This window comes from Methanosalsum zhilinae DSM 4017, assembly GCF_000217995.1.
Taxonomy (GTDB): domain Archaea; phylum Halobacteriota; class Methanosarcinia; order Methanosarcinales; family Methanosarcinaceae; genus Methanosalsum; species Methanosalsum zhilinae.
On the sequence record NC_015676.1, the window covers coordinates 1581676 to 1600747 of the forward strand.

The 19072-nt window shown below is 38.3% G+C and carries 17 protein-coding genes; 1 reads left to right on the top strand and 16 read right to left on the bottom strand.

Features of this window, described 5'->3' with window-relative positions:
* Positions 1-323 precede the first annotated feature (323 nt).
* From MZHIL_RS07360 to MZHIL_RS07370, 3 genes are all read right to left on the bottom strand, one after another.
* Entirely contained in the window at positions 324-1160 is an 837-nt protein-coding gene (locus MZHIL_RS07360; protein WP_013898741.1) for a metal ABC transporter permease, read from the bottom strand.
* The gene (locus MZHIL_RS07365) at positions 1150-1926 is read right to left on the bottom strand and encodes a metal ABC transporter ATP-binding protein (protein WP_013898742.1); all 777 of its coding nucleotides are present in this window, start codon (positions 1924-1926) and stop codon (positions 1150-1152) included. The genes MZHIL_RS07360 and MZHIL_RS07365 overlap by 11 nt, the downstream gene beginning before the upstream one ends.
* Positions 1927-2102: 176 nt before the next feature.
* On the bottom strand, positions 2103-4181 hold the full coding sequence (locus MZHIL_RS07370) for a metal ABC transporter solute-binding protein, Zn/Mn family (RefSeq protein WP_083812377.1): 2079 nt from the start codon (positions 4179-4181) through the stop codon (positions 2103-2105).
* A gap of 334 nt (positions 4182-4515) precedes the next feature.
* On the opposite strand from MZHIL_RS07370, the gene MZHIL_RS07375 reads away from it, so the two are divergent.
* Entirely contained in the window at positions 4516-5094 is a 579-nt protein-coding gene (locus tag MZHIL_RS07375; protein ID WP_013898744.1) for a hypothetical protein, read from the top strand.
* Between the two features lie 67 nt (positions 5095-5161).
* Here MZHIL_RS07375 and MZHIL_RS07380 read toward each other — a convergent pair whose 3' ends face one another.
* From MZHIL_RS07380 to MZHIL_RS07440, 13 genes are all read right to left on the bottom strand, one after another.
* Positions 5162-6556, bottom strand: coding sequence for a DUF7289 family protein (locus tag MZHIL_RS07380; RefSeq protein WP_013898745.1), 1395 nt, complete (start codon positions 6554-6556; stop codon positions 5162-5164).
* A 60-nt stretch (positions 6557-6616) separates the two neighbouring features.
* The gene (locus tag MZHIL_RS07385) at positions 6617-7393 is read right to left on the bottom strand and encodes a DUF7289 family protein (RefSeq protein WP_048815538.1); all 777 of its coding nucleotides are present in this window, start codon (positions 7391-7393) and stop codon (positions 6617-6619) included.
* A 62-nt stretch (positions 7394-7455) separates the two neighbouring features.
* The gene (locus MZHIL_RS07390; protein WP_013898747.1) at positions 7456-7941 is read right to left on the bottom strand and encodes a DUF7266 family protein; all 486 of its coding nucleotides are present in this window, start codon (positions 7939-7941) and stop codon (positions 7456-7458) included.
* 10 nt (positions 7942-7951) lie between these two features.
* On the bottom strand, positions 7952-8770 hold the full coding sequence (locus MZHIL_RS07395) for a hypothetical protein (RefSeq protein ID WP_013898748.1): 819 nt from the start codon (positions 8768-8770) through the stop codon (positions 7952-7954).
* A 19-nt stretch (positions 8771-8789) separates the two neighbouring features.
* Positions 8790-9410: a DUF7288 family protein gene (locus MZHIL_RS07400; protein ID WP_013898749.1), complete on the bottom strand. Its 621-nt coding sequence runs from the start codon at positions 9408-9410 to the stop codon at positions 8790-8792.
* A 1-nt stretch (position 9411) separates the two neighbouring features.
* Entirely contained in the window at positions 9412-9918 is a 507-nt protein-coding gene (locus MZHIL_RS07405) for a DUF7287 family protein (RefSeq protein WP_013898750.1), read from the bottom strand.
* Entirely contained in the window at positions 9908-12643 is a 2736-nt protein-coding gene (locus MZHIL_RS07410; protein WP_013898751.1) for a FlaD/FlaE family flagellar protein, read from the bottom strand. The genes MZHIL_RS07405 and MZHIL_RS07410 overlap by 11 nt, the downstream gene beginning before the upstream one ends.
* Positions 12644-12744: 101 nt before the next feature.
* The gene (gene dapF, locus MZHIL_RS07415) at positions 12745-13569 is read right to left on the bottom strand and encodes a diaminopimelate epimerase (RefSeq protein WP_013898752.1); all 825 of its coding nucleotides are present in this window, start codon (positions 13567-13569) and stop codon (positions 12745-12747) included.
* Between the two features lie 345 nt (positions 13570-13914).
* Positions 13915-14535: a V-type ATP synthase subunit D gene (locus MZHIL_RS07420; RefSeq protein ID WP_013898753.1), complete on the bottom strand. Its 621-nt coding sequence runs from the start codon at positions 14533-14535 to the stop codon at positions 13915-13917.
* 22 nt (positions 14536-14557) lie between these two features.
* The gene (locus MZHIL_RS07425) at positions 14558-15946 is read right to left on the bottom strand and encodes an ATP synthase subunit B (RefSeq protein ID WP_013898754.1); all 1389 of its coding nucleotides are present in this window, start codon (positions 15944-15946) and stop codon (positions 14558-14560) included.
* Positions 15947-15948: 2 nt separating this feature from the next.
* Complete coding sequence (locus MZHIL_RS07430) at positions 15949-17685, bottom strand: ATP synthase subunit A (protein ID WP_048815539.1); 1737 nt, start codon at positions 17683-17685, stop codon at positions 15949-15951.
* On the bottom strand, positions 17676-17975 hold the full coding sequence (locus MZHIL_RS07435) for a V-type ATP synthase subunit F (protein WP_013898756.1): 300 nt from the start codon (positions 17973-17975) through the stop codon (positions 17676-17678). The genes MZHIL_RS07430 and MZHIL_RS07435 overlap by 10 nt, the downstream gene beginning before the upstream one ends.
* The gene (locus MZHIL_RS07440) at positions 17975-19072 is read right to left on the bottom strand and encodes a V-type ATP synthase subunit C (protein WP_013898757.1); all 1098 of its coding nucleotides are present in this window, start codon (positions 19070-19072) and stop codon (positions 17975-17977) included. The genes MZHIL_RS07435 and MZHIL_RS07440 overlap by 1 nt, the downstream gene beginning before the upstream one ends.

The following is a 19072-nucleotide window of genomic DNA, read 5'->3' on the forward strand; positions in this document are numbered from 1 at the left end:
TGAAATACTGAACTGACATCCAGAAAATGAATACTGATACATAATTTAATTATTGCAATGTTTTAATGTTGCCAGGAACACAAATTATCCATATATGCTACTATATATTAGCAAAAAAGTAATATAGCTGACTTCCACTTTCATACACATTATTGGTCGTGTATATTCTAACATATACAGAATATAATAATAATAATTATTGAGGCAATTTTTTACATAAAATTACAATAATTCTTCCTATATTCGATTGGATAAATGTATAGGCCTGCAATAATTGAATGTCAAGCAGCCTGCAGTAATGACTGAGATATCATACCATAAACTCAGGATACCTGACCTAGCCGTTTATATCCAGTCACTGATAAGAATATAATGATTCCGGTAAAAACAATAACACCTGCTGCAGCCACATCCATCATCCCGGATATTATTATTCCAAAGATCATACTAAATAGCCCAAAAACGATACTGTAGATAATAGTGTTTCTAAAGGACATTTCCAGCTGCAGAGCTGTAAGGGCAGGTAATACAAGAAGTGCTACAACAAGAATAATACCAACCACTTTTATGGAAAGCACGATCGTAATGCCCATGAGTATATTGAAAACAATTGATATTCCAGAGACCGGAATCCCATTCATTCTGGAAGCTCGCTCATCAAACGTAATTGCTAGCAGTTCCTTGTAAAGCAAAATAACAACTAACAGAACAGAAATTCCAAGTATACCTATAAGAATCATATCTTCAATTGTAATTGTCAGAATAGAACCAAACAGATAGTCCATTATATCAACATTGAATCCACCTGCTATACTGATAATTATAAGACCAAGAGAAAAGCCACCTGCCAGCATTATAGCCATTGCTGAATCCGATTGCGCAATTCCTTTACTTCTCATATAAGAGATTGCCAGCAGTGAAAATATTGAAATCACCATTGCAGTCAGTATAGGATCAATGCCGATCAATAACCCCAGAGCAATTCCACCAAACGCTGTGTGAGCTACACTATCACCGATCATGGATTCCTGCCTTAGAACTATGAACAGACCCATGATCGAGCATATCAGAGATATCAAACACCCCCCTATCAGTGCCATCTGGAAAAAAGGCATCCTCAACAAATGTGGAAGGTCACCAAGAAAAATATCAAACACCATTGAAATCACCCTGGCATGTGTGGGAATGGAATACAAAGTGGAAGTGTTCACCATATGCCTTTTGCAGTATTTCGTTAGGATCTGTACCAGGTTCTATGAGTGAATCGTAGACCATGTGATTGACGCATATGACCCTTGACATTCGGCAGAAAACCGCAGTTAAATCATGCGATACTACAAGAATTGTCATGTTTTTTTGCCGGTTAAGATTACTCAGCATTTTATAGAACTTTTCCTGAGTTTCAAAATCCATTCCGGATATGGGCTCGTCCAAAAAAAGGATTTCAGGATCGCGCACCAGTGCTTTGGCCACAAAGGCTCTCTGTTTCTGGCCTCCTGAAAGCTGCCCGATCCTTCGATCAGCAAGATCTGATATACCCATAAAATCCATTGCTTCATCGACCTTTTTCCAGTCCATTGGGTTCAATCTGCGAAAAAGGTTTGAACGTCTGACCCTTCCAAGTGAAACAAGCTCTTTCACACTCAGCGGAAAATAATGATCAAAATCTATGGCATTCTGTGGGATATAAGCTACTTTCTCCCATTGTGTAAATTTATGACTGGGCTGACCAAAGAGTTTAATGTTTCCCTTTTCACTGGATATTTCTCCAAGTATACTTAGCAGTAAGGTTGTTTTTCCCCCGCCATTGGGCCCAATGATGCCTACATAGTCACCCCTGTAAATTGAAAAGGTAGCACCTTCAACCACTTTGGTGTTGCTTCTAGAAACATCCAGATCCGTAACTTCAAGCACCACTTCTTTCATTTTTCTATCCTCAGTCATTTCTATAGGAATTTATGAGAATAATTAAAGATCTCTAACCTGAAAAAACATATTCTCAACTAGGTCCTCTTCACCTTCAATTAAGATTTATTCTCTAACAATTGACAATATTATTCTATCAAAATGAAATGTAACATTGGTATATAAGTTACATCTTTTTAATTTGTCTGAAGACCTTTTTTGAGAACTTCTAAATTATATTCCATTTGATCAAGGTAATCCATTCCATCCAGCTCACCGGTCATAAGATACAATGTTTCCACCTCCACCTCCTGGCCACTTATCTTTTCAACATTATTCTGAAGGGTTCGAACATAAGCATCAGAATATATAGGGTCAAGGTAGAGAACATATGTTTCAGATTCAATCATTCGGTTTACAAGTGATGATATAGCAGAAGAACTGGGCTGCTGATCTGCAGATATACCGATCACACCGGCCTGATGGAAACCATATCTATCTGCGAGGTATCCATATGCTTCATGGGAAACAAATATGTAATCTTTTTCTGCGCTGGCCAGTTCGTTCATATATCTGTTATCCAGTTCTATGAGACGATCCTTCAATTGGTTCCATCTCTGAGTGTAGTATTCCTCATTATCAGGATCTTTTTCAACCAGTGCTTCATAGATATTCTGACCCTGCTGCATAGCAAGATATGGGCTTATCCATGTGTGTGGATCATACAGTTCATGATCATGATCTTTATGGTCGCTTTTTTCAACTGGAACAAGTGCAAGGACATTGTTTGAACCCGGCGGATCTTCCAGTTCCCATTGGTCTATAACCCTCTTCTGATCCAGACTAACAAGATGAACAATGCCATCAGGAGTTACTGCCCACAGCGTTTCTTTATCTTCATCTTCTATGATCCTCATAGCCTGAGGGAAATCACCATCCAGTGATATTTCGTCCACACTTTCTGATTCAATGTCAACACAGACCACAGTTCCATTGGTAGGGTTTGAAATCGCCACCATGTTTCTGCTTTCCACAAATACAGAATTCGGCCAGCCATGGTCAGAGGATACTCTGGGAACCTCTACAGATATTTCCTTTTCAAGTTCTTCATTCACCAGATCATATACTACAATCCTGGAATATTCCAAGCCCTGTGCACTGTCTCCAACATATGATATCAGCTGACTCCCATCCACACTTATCCATGATCGGGATAGATGGTTGCCCTCATGATCATAAGGAATCAGACCCTCAAAGCCAGAACTGCCAATTTTCACCAGTCCATGTGTATTGTCTCTTGCATTGAAATAAACCTTTCCGGTAAGTTCAGAGTACACACCTCCATGGGGAGAGTCTCCTGCAGTACCTTCTGCAACAATGTTTCCATTGGAAGCCTGGATTATTCTAAGATTCTCGCCTTCAGGCGTATTCATTTCTCCGATGTAGAGCAGTCCATCCTCATCAAACTTAACTGTGGCATGACTGGTTGAGCCTGCACCTCCATCATCGTATTTATTATGTATTCCCGGATTATCGATATTCATAACCAGTACTTTCTGTTCATTATCAAGAGCAAAGGCAATATACCGGCCATCTGGAGAGATATCATAATGACGGGGCATTTCTGCATCAACTGAAGTTACGATCCTTGGAGTATGGAAGTGATCACCATGCAAGCCACTATCAATAACTGTTATATTATCATGGTTTGGAACAAAAATATAAAGATCTCCATATGAATTCCTAGCATTGGGTGCATTGTCAAAATATCCACTATGTTTTGTAGCATCAAGCCCAAATGGGAGGGTTGTCACAAGGACAGCATCATGTTCTGTAAGATCATAAACAAGGGTTCTGGAATTATCATTGTCAAATATAAAAAGTCTTGAGAGATCATGTTCATATGAACTGGCCAGATCAAGGCCACGGCTTGTTTCTACCACAGCCATGTTGCTGGTATCTATTGAAGGAAGTAAACTGCGTTCAACCCATGGTTCAAGTCCTGCGCCATTATATATAAGAACATCAGCTCTGCTTGCTTTGAGCACATCCGATGCCGAAGGAGACCATGTATGTAGTTCTGTATTTTGAGGTATTAAGAGTTCAACCTCTACCTTTTCACCTCCAATCTCCTCGGCCATGTAGCCCAGGGCATACATGGTAGCAACGACGCTTAAGTGATCCCTATCATCTTCCACCTGTGTTGTAAAAATTATACCCATACCTATGATCAGTACAAGCAAGCCTAAAATCAAAAAAATTCTATTTTTGTCCATGACAACCCTACCCTTAAATATAATTTTTGGCACCATACCAAATATTGCATATTTTTTATAGTTCACATTATTGAAGTTCATAAGATATATAATCTACTACAGTGCTTTTTTAGTTTGTGTCAAATAATATATATTTACTATTATTATTTAAAATATGTTGATTTTTGATCCTGTACCAAAAATAGTCCAGCTAAGAACAATAATTATTTTTCTACGCACACAAAGCTTCAAATATTCGAAAAAAGGTTATAATATCCTCATAATTTAAATCATTTAAATAATCTTATAAGTAAGATCCACAGATATACAGTTAACATATCAAGTAGGTAAGATAATGGAACCTGAAAATGTACTTAGAAATGCATGGAATGTATACAAAAATAATTTTATTACCTATATATTGGCAGCTATTATCACAATTTTTGGATCTATCATTATAATAACAATAGCACCTCTTTTCTACGGGCTAACCTACATGGCATTAAAGGGAGTAAGAGGAGAAGTTCCTGAGGTAAGGGATGTTTTTGAAGGATTCAACCATTTCATCAGAAGCTGGATATATATGATCATAGCAGGCATAATGTTAATAGTAGGATATATGCTACTGATCATTCCAGGAATAATTCTTTCAATACTACTTCTGTACAGTCTACCCCTTCTGGTTATACGCGGATACAGTGCAATTGATGCAATAAAGGAAAGTATTGCTCTAGCACGTGCGAATTTCATAGACACGTTGATAATATTTGCAGTTCTTGCAGTTTTGAATATCTTTGCCAGTTACACTGTAACAGAACCCTTTTCAATTGGTATGCTACTAACAATATTGATACTGCCATTTGCAGTTCTCTGTTACACAGTTGCAACTGTTGAACTTATATCTTCGTCCAGGGAAAATTATCAGATAGAATAACAGAGAACAGTATAATCAAAGAAAAAAACGGCCTATAGGATCAATTGAAAGAAAGGAATGTGCAGAATCAGACAATTTCTGCACTCACTTCATTTTCGGTTACATGAAGATATATTAAAGATTCCGGTCTTGAATCATAATTGAGTTCTATTGATGATGATCCATAATCAATCGGATCTGAATTGCCTGAAGTTTTCATTTTAAACTGGACAGCACCATCTTCAGTTATAAGTTTCATATAGTGTTGAGTCACATTATAGAGTGATTGAATTGAATTTGTCTGATTCCACGTAAATGCTGACTCTTTGGTGTATTCCATATCAAAAGAATCATCAAGAAGATCTATTAGTGCCATCTCATCAGACTGTTTATCTATTACAGGAAAACCATCTTTACCTTCCCATTCCTCCTCATTATCTCCGTCTACAGACGTATCCTGATATAAAATGCTGGTGATTTTAATTTCATTACTTTTTTCATGTAACTTAAATGTGAGAGTGCGGCTTCCTGATGAAGCAAATACTTCATAGTTATTAAGAGAATTTAATCCCTGACTGCCCTTGGCATGAAGCTCAAAAGAAAAATTGTGCATGGGATAATCCTGAGTATCATCAATAGCTCCTACCTTAAAAGGATAAGCAAGAACATTTTTACCCATTGGAGGAATCACATCCAGTTCAACAATGGCTGTTTTATTTGGGATATCCGTTGTTGCGCGGGTATAAGTCTGTGAATTAGCATAATCTGCCCATGCATCATAAAATTCACTTTTTATGAATATAATTATTTTATCAGCTTCAAGTGGATTTGTACGATTATTAGCCCTATCTGGAAAAAGCTGTTTGGGTGTATCCGATGAAGTTACGGATATGCTGATGTCAGAACTTCCACTGACTGAAGAATACCCATTTACTTTCATAATGGGAAGTGTCAGAGTCTGCCCATTATAATGGAACTCAGGTGGTGAGATCATAACAGACCTTCCATTAGGATACTTTGACCAGACTCCGCCTCCCTCATAGGCCACAGTGTGGTCCTGATAGAGACATTCAATGGAGCCCATTGATGAACTGAAATTATCAAGTCCGTATTTTTCCCAGCCTTTCCAGTAATATCCATTCTGTGTGATATTTTCATACCCACTGGAATTTGCAGTAACAACAACGATCTGACTGTTGTTGTAAGAATCTTCATTGCCGTTAATGTTCAAAGTTCCACCCATAAGAGAGATAGCAATTAACTGGGAAGGAGATTCTCCCAGAGCCACTTTGCTCATTCTGGAATCCAGTACTGAAAAGGATTGTTCGCTCTTATGTATCTTTGCACTATTTTCAAGACCACCAATTGCAGGAACACTATAGAGAAGAATGATTCCAATGGATGTGATTGTCAATCCAATGATTATGATCACTCCGACAACCGATGAAACTGCATTTTCAGATTGCAGTAATCTATGTTTCACAATAATACTTCCTTTCAGAAAAACTGGTATATAATATTCTATATTTACAGTATAAAATAGTTATTGTTCTAAAGATAGTTTGCTGGGAGAATACATAATGTATACATCCATTTCCTTCATTCCACTCAATGATGCACACACAGTCTTATTGAGATCATCAATTTCTTCTACTTCCATACCCAGATAATCTTCCAGGTATCTCCCCCACGCTTTATAATAATCGCTCATAATAGTAATTTTAACTTCAGAAACGTTTTGGTGCATGTGTACCGATGGATTGCCTTTTTCAGATATCACTCTCACATGACCCTGGCCGGATAAGCTTTCTGAACCGGAAATGAATGCTACCGGAATCATCATTGAACCCTCTGTAATAATAAATGAGGGAGCAGAAACCATTAAGCTGTTTCCATCCTCATATTTCTCCCATACTCCAGTATTTTCATAGCCTATCGACAGATCCATAAATTCTAAGTCGGCCTTTCTCATCTGGCGCTCAAAGTGCTGAAATTCATGAGATGAGTTGGATTCATTCCACACCTGTGAAGAGATGTTTATATAACTGTTACCTCTGATCGAAATGATTCCATCGTACAGTTTCATTTCAACTGACTGTGAAGGTGCCTTCCCAAACACAACCTTATCAAAACTTGAATCCAGTACCATAAAGCTCTGGCGTATGTTTTCCTTGTGAGCAGTGCTTTTCATATCATCTATCAGGGGAAAGCCTGAAACTGCTATGATCGAAACCGCCACAAGCATGATTCCAAGTACAGTTATGAATCCCAGAACCTCGGATACTGCTTTTTCAGATCGGATAAAGCTTTTGTCTTCCATGTTATTCACATTCGATCCTCAGATGTGGTCAGCAGATGATACAAAGGATGCATCTTTCATTATCATTGCTGTATCTCTATGTAATTATCAGATTTGTTTGAAGGATTATATACCAGATAGATTTTATTTCCTGATATATATAGATCTGTGGGGGCAACATCTGCTGAATTTACAGAATAAGGAACACTAACCATGGTTCCAGATATTCCTTCCGAGACAAATAATATCTCACTGTCCTCACTTAATACATGAACTGAATAATAGTTGCCTGCAATTTTCAGAGGAAGATTCAGCTCATATCTAAGCTCTCCAACTTCCCCACCATTTACCTCTACAGTATAAATCAGATTATCCATAGCCGAAAGTTTTGAAGAGATCATGCTCCCATACATTTCAAACTCATCACGGGTAACACCATCTTCAGTCTGGTTCATCATAACAAAAAATGAGTTCATGATAAGCACAAGAACAATAGCAGTAACTGAAAATGTAATTATAAATCCCACAGAAACCGAAACTGCGCTTTCATCATCAATAAGGTCTCTCATCTACGATACCTCAGTCATTATTAATTGGAATGGATACAGGTACAGATATTCGAACTGTCCTCTCATCCGATCTTAAAGATATATCCGCATCCACCATATATTTCCTGCTGGTTTTAAATTCCATTCCACCTGCCAGTTCACCCTCAATCAAATAATACCCCTCTGCATGAGAACCATTCACAAACTGAATATTATAGGGGCCTTTTTGAGTGTTTTCTTCATAGTGATAATCAGAATTTTCAATTATATCCAGATCTAGATACGTACTACTGTTTTCACTTGAATAAATTAAATCTGTACTATTTTTTACAGTAATATTAACTCCCGATTCAATACCTCTAAGAGTCATGAGCCATAACATTTCATTATCCAATCCTGAAATTTTTATCTGGAAATGTTCAGATTCAGTAAAATTATTTTCCGGAATAGTAATTTTAAAATCAGAAACATTCTCCACACTCTTCACCACTGTCCAGTTGTGGTTGCCATCTGACTGTCCATTTTCTGTAAAGTAGGGGTCATAGAATGAGCCATTTGTTATGGATACAATGTAACCAGAGTGTGCATACATTAGTTTCATGTTTGAGGTGAAACTTTCAAGATATGATTCATTGAATGACCTATCATTCTCATGGGCTTCCTGGAATGCATGAGATGTCAGCTGAATTATATTGGCAGTATCATAACCTGTGGAATCAGCACTGGATTCTGCTGCTATGTTGCTCGTGAATATAATGCTGTTGAGTAAAACTGTAGAGATCAGAAGAAGCAGTCCAATAGCAAATCCAGCTATCAGCAGTAACTGTCCGCATTCATCCATTTTTTTCACCAAAGACCTCCAGAATACATTACATTCTCCACATCGTAAGTCTTATGTCAACTATATTGTAGAAATCAGAGCCATTATCAGCATCAATAATACTGGTATTTTTAGCAAATTCTGTGATATTCATATCATCAAAATCCGAGTTTGAAAGAAGTATCTTTCTTGAAGCTGTGACCGCATTATTTGAAGGATCGCCACTGTATATGTAAACAGAGGTTGCAATTGTATCATCCGGACCAATAAAACTAAACTCCACATTGTGTGCAATACCACGATTGACAGCTACAAGATCAAGAGCCTTGGCAATTGAGCTGTTCTCAAGTACATTGCTTCTGTTTCCGGCAGCAAAATATCCATCTCCTGCCCATACATAATGGTTGCCATCCCATCTGAGAACATCTTCTTTAAGATCAGAGTTCATGCTCTCACATGAGTGGTCAAGAGCAGAGAGTACATCCTGTCCTGTTTTATGGATCTGGTTTTCCACATGTACACTGGCAGTAGATGAGGTCAGTGGTGTGATAGCTGTTGCATGGACTGCAAAGATAACTACACCAACCATTATAGTGGCAGCGATCACGGCTTCAAATGTGTGCATCTGGGCATCCTGATCTTTTTTCAGATATGAAAATATACTGACCATATTACCACACCCTGAAAGAAATGATGACAAGTTCATGACTTCCGTTCTCATACTGCATTAGTCCAGTCCTCCCAGTCTGGCCTATGTTACCTGCATAGGGGAGATTTTGACCTGACGTATCAATTACACCGGTGCTATTTCTCAGAGTAACATTCAGGTGAAGATCTGAGTGAATTCCTGTCAGGCCAAGGGACTCCCGTAAACTGTCATAATCATCATCTAAACCCCTAAAAAAAACATGGACCTTATTTTGACATATCATAACAGGTACTCCAGGGTCATGGATGCTCAACTTTTTTTCTACGACATTTGAAGAAATTTGATCAGAAATAATATTCAGGTCATCAGAACTGGAATGAAATGACAGGAACAGACCTGAAGTATACTGAAATACAAAAAAAACAGCAGCCATGAATATTATTATGGCTACAAGATAATCAATGGTAAGCTGTCCTCCATCATTATACAGAATAGTTCCAGATGATTCCTTCGTTTTTTTATATCCCATATATTTCGGTGCCCTTCTTTACCTTTTCTACATCTCTCTCTATAACAGAAAGTTTATTCCTGTCAACCTTTACACCCGCCAGTTTTTCAATAAACCATATTGATTTGACATGATCGGAAGGATTGAGTTTCCAGTCAGGTTTCTCTACAAAATAATCAATGCTATCTGCATATTTCATAAGTTCAATACGAACGTCGTCACTGATCCAACCAAGTTCCTCGTAATAGGAAAGCAGACCAGGCATATTGTTTCTTCCAACAAGCTGCATAAGGAACTCAAGCCATTCCATGCACAGTTTCATACTTGCCGAGTTTTTATCAATACGGGTTAAATAAACGTTCTGGCCGGGTTGTTGTCTGTAACTTTTTGCGCCCATTTTGCGAAGTTCATTTTCAACATACTTAGTGATTTTAGCCATTTCCTGATGAAGGCCTTGCATATCATTTTTCATCTGGATTTTGAACTCTTCATTGGAACTATAAACTTCTGAAAGATCATTTAAGACCGTAGTTGTAGTAGCGCCAATATCCTCAAATGCCTGATTTGTTATTTCCTGGTTATGCTCCAGATCATGAATGGTAGATTCAAGGTCATCGATCTTATCTACCCGAGATATTTTTTCATTCATCTCTTCAAACATTGATTCATTTTTGAATTCGGATTTCTGCATTCTGGAAATGAGCGCATTATATGAACCTGCCATTTCTGATATGGTTTGATTTACACCAGATATGTTTTCTTTCATATTCTCATTGTCGATCATAACAGAATTCAGGACACTGTCAAGTTCATCAAATCTGCTCTGGATCTCATATGATTTTTGTTTGGAAGAATCAATTTCAGATTTAACTGTGGAAACTATGTCTTCATGGAATGATTCCAGCTTACCATTCAGGTCTTCCAGGTCTTCAACTGATGAAGATACCCGTTCAAGCTCCTTCTTCATCTGCTCTATATTCAATTCATATCTGTTTATTTTCTCTTTTAGATCCTGAATTGTCTCGGGATCTGAAATACCAAAATTTACAGACTGTTTCCGGTAGATACTATCAAAGACTTCCTGACCTCCTGTAGCAGACCGATTCTGTCCAGAGCATGACACTGTTTTTTGAGAAAAATGATCTAATTTTTCTGATTTTTTTTCCTCGCTGTCAGAACCTTGCAAGTTACTCCCAGTCAAAAAATCATTATTATTATTATCTGCATCAAATCCATTTTGAGAAGAGGAAATAAATTGATTAATTTCACTATCATCTATCTCCTCTTTCATGCCACCATTTTCAGATTCATCAACAGACTGGAGCTCCCTGCTCAGATCGCCCATCCTGTCCACCAGATTTCCACCTCTAGTAATATTATTTACAATGCTCCTGAAAAAAGATGAAATCTTGTCAATAGCATCATTTCTTCGTATCATTTTGTCCTTTGAGGTTAGATCTTTCCCATCAGCATCAGAGTTGACCTCATGGGCTGGAGAGGGATGTTCATTTAATGAAAAACCATCGTGTGGAAAAATATCTGAAAATGGATCCAATTTTTCATCTGATTCATTGTTTACCTGTGGCCTTTCTGGAAAGGTATCTGATGAAATACTATGGACATCATACCTTTTTTTGGACTCGGGGTGATTCGGTTCGTCGGGAGGAGAAGAATTGGAGGGAGAAGATTTACCAGCAGACCCTGTAAAAATTTGTTTTTTACCGGACCTTTTTCTATTTTCCAGAGCTTCGCTGTCAATAGGAACATTATCTGAACTGGCAGGTTCCTGTAAGTCGTATGAAGAATTTAGTTCTGGATCATTTTTCTGTAATTCATTGGGTAGTTTCGGTTCAAAAAGAGGTGGGGGAGACTTTGAATTGATATCATTGATATTGCGGGGAGTTTCAGAATCATCTATAGAATGTGGGGAATTGTTATTCTGAAAACTACTGTCACTTTCACTCAGCTGATCATATTCATCAGTATCATTCTGCCTGTTTTCCATAAGCCTTGACTTTATTCTGCGAATAGTTTCGCCCGGATCTTGAAAGCGATTTTCAGAGTTATTCGAGATTTTTGAACTTTTTTCTGCAACCGAAAAAGGAATTTCAGGACTGGTTGTTGGTATATTCACATTTTTTCTTTCGACCATGTAAGAGTTTTGATGCAATTTAGGATTAACTGGGGAAGCGTCTTCAGGAAATTCAGATAATTGATCATCATTAACCTGCTCAAAATCAGGGATTTGTGAAATATTTTTTTCAGGTAAATGGTCCATTTCATCGTATTTATCTTCATCTTCCCATGGTAAGTTAACTGATGTTTTTACACCTTCAATTTCCTGAATATCAGAAGGTGTTCTAAAAGAAGGAAATTCAAAGTCCGTGTTTTCAGAGATTTTATCAGATTTTTTCGAATCTATTTTTTCAGCATAGTTCTGATTATTCTCTGCAAGCTTTCCAATATCAGGAATATCAGCCATTGAAGGTGGTGAAAAAAAATTGTCTGGATCTATTTTATCCGAATAGTTCTCCGGCTCTGGCTTGGATTCGGATTCAATAGGGATTTCCTGAATTGGGATATCATCAAATGCTCCTGCGAAAATATCCCGGGTCCCATTTTCAGCAGATTTTTCCGGTTCAGAGTTATTATTTTCTTTTTTTTCCCATGGAAAATCTACCTTTGGTGTACCACTATCATCACTGCTTTTTGATCTTTTATTATTATCCCATGGAAGATCCTTCATTTGATACCAGCTTCATTATTTGAGATTGTATGTAGACAGGGGCTTTACGTAAATCTAAACAAAGCACTATTCTTAATTATTTAATATAGTATGCTAAATCCTTATTTAAGGATTACTCCATTATAAACTGTTTCTGCGGGGCCTTCCATATAAGTGGTATCAGAATCAATTACAATATTCAATTCACCGCCTTTTGTCCGTACCTGCACCTTATTTCCGGTCATTCCTTTCTTATGTGCAACATAAGCTGCCGCTACCGATCCGGTCCCGCAACTTAGAGTTTCACCTTCAACCCCTCTCTCATATGTACGTACTGTAATTTCAGAGTCTGATTCGACCTTTACAAAATTCACATTTGCACCTTTGGGAAATACAGCATCAAATCGTATTTTAGGTGCTACTTCCATCAGATCAATATCCAGATTATCAACGAATACAACTGCATGAGGAACACCGGTATTGACAACAGAAACCCGATGATCATGCATCGTTATATCTATAAAATCATCTTCCGGGTCACCTTCTGCAGGTATCTGCTCTCTTTTTTCCAGGGGCATACCCATATCAACCTTTACCCAGAATGTATCATCTCTTCGGGTTGAAACTTTAAGGACCCCTGTCATGGTATCCACTGTAGATGTACCCAGGGAAATGTATCCACTATCAAAACCGTATTTTACCAGACATCTTATCCCATTACCACACATCTCTGCTTCAGATGCATCCGGCTGGAACAGACGCATTTTTAGATCAGCATTATCCGGCCTGGATACGTATATAACCCCGTCACCTCCAATACCAAAGCGACGATCACAGTATTTAACTGCAAAATCAGCTTTGTTTGAATCCTGAACTATTTCTCTATCGACTTCATCGATCACTATAAAATCATTACCATTTCCATGTATTTTTGTAAACTCGATCATAATCAATCTGCCTTTAAAATCCGGTTTTTAAATATGTATAAATACACAATAAACTAATATATCTATTTCTCATTAATCCTGAATAAGCTAATCCAGCAGATAATTCAGGATAATTAATTTGAAAATAAAAATAATGAATATATCCCGTATATCAGGGGATATAATTTTTCAGATTATAGAATATAATAATATAACCCAGAATCAATATCAATAGAGATACTATCCATGCCCATTTGAGCAGATGTACTGTCTTTTCGGGCTTACTGTACTTATTGATCAATTCTTCAATAAATGAACTGTCAGACGATTTTTTGTTATTCATGTTGATAAAGAAAGGATAGCAGCTTAATTATCTTTTATTCGCTTGAGTCTGAAAGTATTTTCCCTCTCCATTTCTTCCAGCCTGAGTTTTATAAAGTTCATTGATTCTGTTAATTCCGGAATTACTTTAAACTCAAGAGCGTTTACTCGTCTTTTTGTCTTCTCGATATCATCAAGAAGTTTTTTGATGGTGGTTTCAATTTCAGCTGCGAGTATGATTTTTTCAACCAGTATTTCATATGCTTCTGCAGCTTCATCTATATAGGAACTTGTTCCCAGAAGACCATAGCCCCTTTTATTTAGTGGTTTTGCCACGCTTCGTGACTGTATCTTTGGAACTACGACTCCCATTATGTTATGACTCTTAAGTTCAATATCCGGTTCATCACTTAAAGCAAAAGCAGTTGATTTTACCGCAATGGTACCCTCAACTGATTTTGCAATTCCGATCTTGGTATTTGCCTCTTCATAGGCGGCATCCAACTCAGTTCTGACATCTTTTGCTTTGGTCAGTATTTCAAAGAACTCAAGAATAAGACCATCTCTTTTCATTTTGAGAAGTTTGTGTCCACTCTCAGAAAGTTTGATCTTTTTCTTGATCTCAATTAGTTCAGAACGGGTTGGTTTAACTTCTGTAGCGCCCATGATATCACCTTTTTATAAAACTTCATGCACTTTTATTCTTATATGCAGGATGGTATTTTTCAATATACTTGTTATCAATCCTGCTAAGCTGTGCTTCAGGAAGCTCTGAGAGAATCTCCCATGCAATTCTTAGACTATCATCTTCAATGTCTCGATCCTCGTTGCGTCCCTGACGGACAAACTTATCCTCAAAAATATCTGCAAATTCAAGGATCTTCCTGTCTCTTTCAGAGAGTGCTTCCTTTCCTACAATAGCCACAAGTCCTCTCAGATCACGTCCTTCTGCATAGGCAGCGTATAACTGATCTGATACAGCCTTGTGATCATCCCTGGTTTTTCCTTCACCAATTCCGGAGTTCATAAGACGTGATAGTGATGGAAGTACATTGATCGGAGGATAGATTCCTTTTCTGTGGAGTTCCCTTGAAACAACAATCTGGCCTTCAGTAATATATCCAGACAAATCTGGTATAGGATGAGTGATGTCATCACCTGGCATTGTCAGAATGGAGAACTGGGTAACAGATCCTCTCTTGCCCTTTATGACACCAGCTCTCTCGTATATTGAAGCAAGGTCAGTATACATATAACCTGGATATCCACGACGTCCCGGTACTTCTTCACGGGCAGCACCAATCTGTCTTAGAGATTCACAATAATTGGTGATATCAGTAAGGATTACAAGTACATGCATATCATGTTCATATGCCAGGTATTCAGCAGCGGTCAATGCCATCCTAGGCGTGATCAGACGTTCAACTGCAGGGTCATCTGCAAGGTTCAGGAACACAACAGCTCTTTCAAGAGCTCCTGTCTTTTCGAAATCCTGCATGAAGTACTGTGCCTCTTCGTTTGTGATACCCATTGCAGCAAATACCACAGCAAAGTCTTCCTGTGAGCCTCTTACCTTTGCCTGTCTTGCAATCTGGAGAGCAATCTCATTGTGTGGGAGACCTGATCCAGAGAAAATAGGGAGTTTCTGACCTCTGACCAGTGTATTCGTACCGTCAATTGTGGAAATTCCGGTCTGGATAAAATCCTCAGGAGGCTTTCTTGAATAGGGGTTCATTGATGCTCCAGTAATGTCCAGTCTCTTGTCAGGCACTACTCTTGGACCACCATCCAGTGGCTCGCCTGATCCAGACAGTATCCTTCCAAGCATATCCCTTGAAACTGAGAGTTTGATAGTTTCACCGGTAAATATGACACCAGCCTCGTCATTGAGACCACCAGTACCTTCAAAAACCTGCACTGCCACAACATCCTCTGATGTATCAAGGACCTGTCCTCTTTTAGTAGTACCATCAGGCAGATTGATCTGAACCAGTTCATTAAAACCTACAGGTTCTGTTTTTTCAAGAAATATGAGTGGCCCCGATATTTCTACAATCGTTTTATATTCTTTGGTCATATTCACTTGCCTCCCAATTGTGCAAATTCTTCATCCATCTTCTTTAATACAGCATCTAAGGCTGATTCAAAGTCCTCTTCAAACTTGACCTTTGCAAGTTCATCCTTTGCCTCAACTGAAATAATATCCTTGATAAGGACACCGGTTTCAAGCGCCTCTGTCGCCATATCACCATACTTGGATATGGCCTTGAGCAGTTTGTATTGTTTTTCAAATGCACAATATGTATCAATCGGATGGAATGCATTCTGCTGAAGGAAATATTCCCTGAGCATTCTTGCAATTTCAAGCTTTAACTGCTGATTTTCCGGAAGTGCATCGGAACCTACCAGCTGGACAATTTCCTGCAGCTCAGATTCTTCCTGCAGCATATCCATTGCATAATTTCTAAGTTTGACCCAATCAGAAGCCACATTTTCAGCGAACCATTCGGATAGAGCTTCTGAATAGAGACTGTAACTGGTAAGCCAGTTTATAGAAGGGAAATGTCTCTTCTGTGAAAGCTTAGCATCCAGTGCCCAGAACACCTTTACTATACGAAGTGTATTCTGGGTAACAGGCTCAGAAAAGTCACCACCCGGGGGAGATACTGCTCCAATAACAGTAATGGATCCTTCATTTCCAGAATGCGCCATGACATATCCTGCCCGCTCATAGAACTCGGAAAGTCTTCCGGAGAGATATGCAGGATATCCTTCTTCACCGGGCATTTCTTCAAGACGTGAGGATATTTCTCTCATAGCTTCTGCCCACCTGGAAGTGGAGTCTGCCATAAGTGATACATCATATCCCATGTCACGATAATATTCAGCAATTGTAATACCAGTATAGACTGATGCTTCACGGGCTGCCACCGGCATATTTGAAGTATTGGCTATAAGAACTGTCCTTTCCATCAGTGGCCTTCCGGTCTTTGGATCTTCAAGTTCAGGGAACTCATTAAGAACATCGGCCATTTCATTACCACGTTCACCACAGCCAATGTATACTACAATATCTGTATCACTCCATTTGGCAAGTTGCTGCTGGGTAACTGTCTTACCTGAACCAAATGGACCAGGGATTGCTGCAGTTCCGCCTTTTGCTACGGGGAACATTCCGTCAAGTACACGCTGACCAGTTATCAATGGTTTACTTGGCATCAGTTTTTTAGCAACAGGACGTGGAATTCTCACAGGCCATTCCTGCATCATTGTAAGTTCAGTACCATTTGAGAGTATGCATACCGGAGTGTCAACTGTAAATTCACCGCTTTTTACTTCAGCTACTGAACCTGAGATGCCGGGCTTTACCATGATTCTATGTTCAATATTTGGAGTTTCCTGAACAACACCAATAACATCTCCACCCTTGACATTATCTCCTTTGGAAACAGTAGGTTTAAATTCCCATTTTTTCTCACGGTCAAGTCCGTTGGCAGTTACACCTCTTTCTATAAAATTGCCCATTTTCTCTTCAAGGACTTTAAGAGGCCTCTGTATACCATCATAGATACTTTCCAGAAGTCCCGGCCCCAGTTCAACTGAAAGAGGCATTCCTGTGTTTTCCACAGGTTCACCCGGTTCGATTCCGGATGTATCTTCATATACCTGAACAGTAGCCTTTTCTTTTTCAATTCTGATTACTTCACCCATCAGTCCTTCATGTCCGACTTTAACCACATCATACATTTTTGGTTTAATGCCGATAACAGTGACAACGGGTCCTGCAACACGATAAATTTTACCTTTCATTTCCACAGATCTACACCTACCGATTGTTTTATTTTCTCCCGTAGATTTGAACTTTCCCCAGTACCTCCAAGAGTTACTACCGTGGGTTCAACTGATTCATTTAATTTTTTTCTTAAGATTTCCGGTAGCTTATTAAGGTCATTTTCATGCATTATAAGGATACCAACTTTTGGATCTTCAAGAATACTTTTAACTGCATCTTCAAGTCCATTTCCGTTAACTTCATACACTTTTCTGATACCAGCCAGTCTGAACCCGGTAACAAATTCACCATCTCCAACAACAGCTAACTCCATCAAATCACCAACTGGTTTCTAATTGTTTCATCAGAAAGCCCTGCAGATTTTCCTCGAACAATTATACGTAAATTGTTCACTTCATTGCTCTTAGTGAGTATATAATACATTATTGTAGCTATAGAAAGAGGATTAGCATGGGCAAACTTTCTTGCATAGGTCAGAGCATATTTTTTCAGGCTTGTTTCCACAGATATTAAAGATTTCATATCAGGATCAACAGCATCTGATATTTTATCCCATATAGAATATTTCTTCAACTCATCTATAAATTCTTCAAATGAGAGTGGAACCAGTTTCCTGATATCATCCATATCAAACTCAAGACCATTATCTATCATCATATCTATGATATCTTCTTCTGGAAGATTCTCTTTTTTGGTTCTAAAAAGTGTGATCAGGTTTCTTACATCAATTTCAGTCTGGACAAATTGTAAAAATAACTTGAATTCCTTGGTTTTGGTTTCGGATATCGCATAATAAAGTTGATCATAATACATTTTATCAAGCATATTTTCAATATCTGAAAGATTTGTACCATCAAACTTGTTCAGTATTGAATAATAGGAACTATCTGAAAAAGCTTCAACAACCTCTTCTACTGATTCTTTCTCTGCCAGACCGGATAAAAACGTATAAGTATACTCTCCTGCAGAAACCAGATTTTCTTTGATCTCATCTGGTGAAGCGTTCATCTGTTTTCCACGAAGGATTGTTTTTATATTCCAGACATCAAATTTCCTCAGATATTCAGTTATCAGATACCTGGGTTCATCCTCTGAGATATTGATTAATTTTGTAAAAGATTCTGCTAGATTTCGATTCAATGCATGCTCAATCAGATCTGCACCTTCGTATGTCTGTGCCAGCTGATCAATATCCTCTTTATATGAAGATTCCTGAATAAACCGTGCAATTTGATCGATTTCCATATTCATAAGTCTGGGATACGTTTCCTTTGGAAAAAGATAACTCTTCATTCCACGCACACGGGCATTAAGATAGGAATAATTAGCAGTACCTCTTCTACTACCCTTTATGTGCCGTGTTCCAAGCAACCCATTCCAGCTGCGTTTTAATGTATCCAAAAACGACAT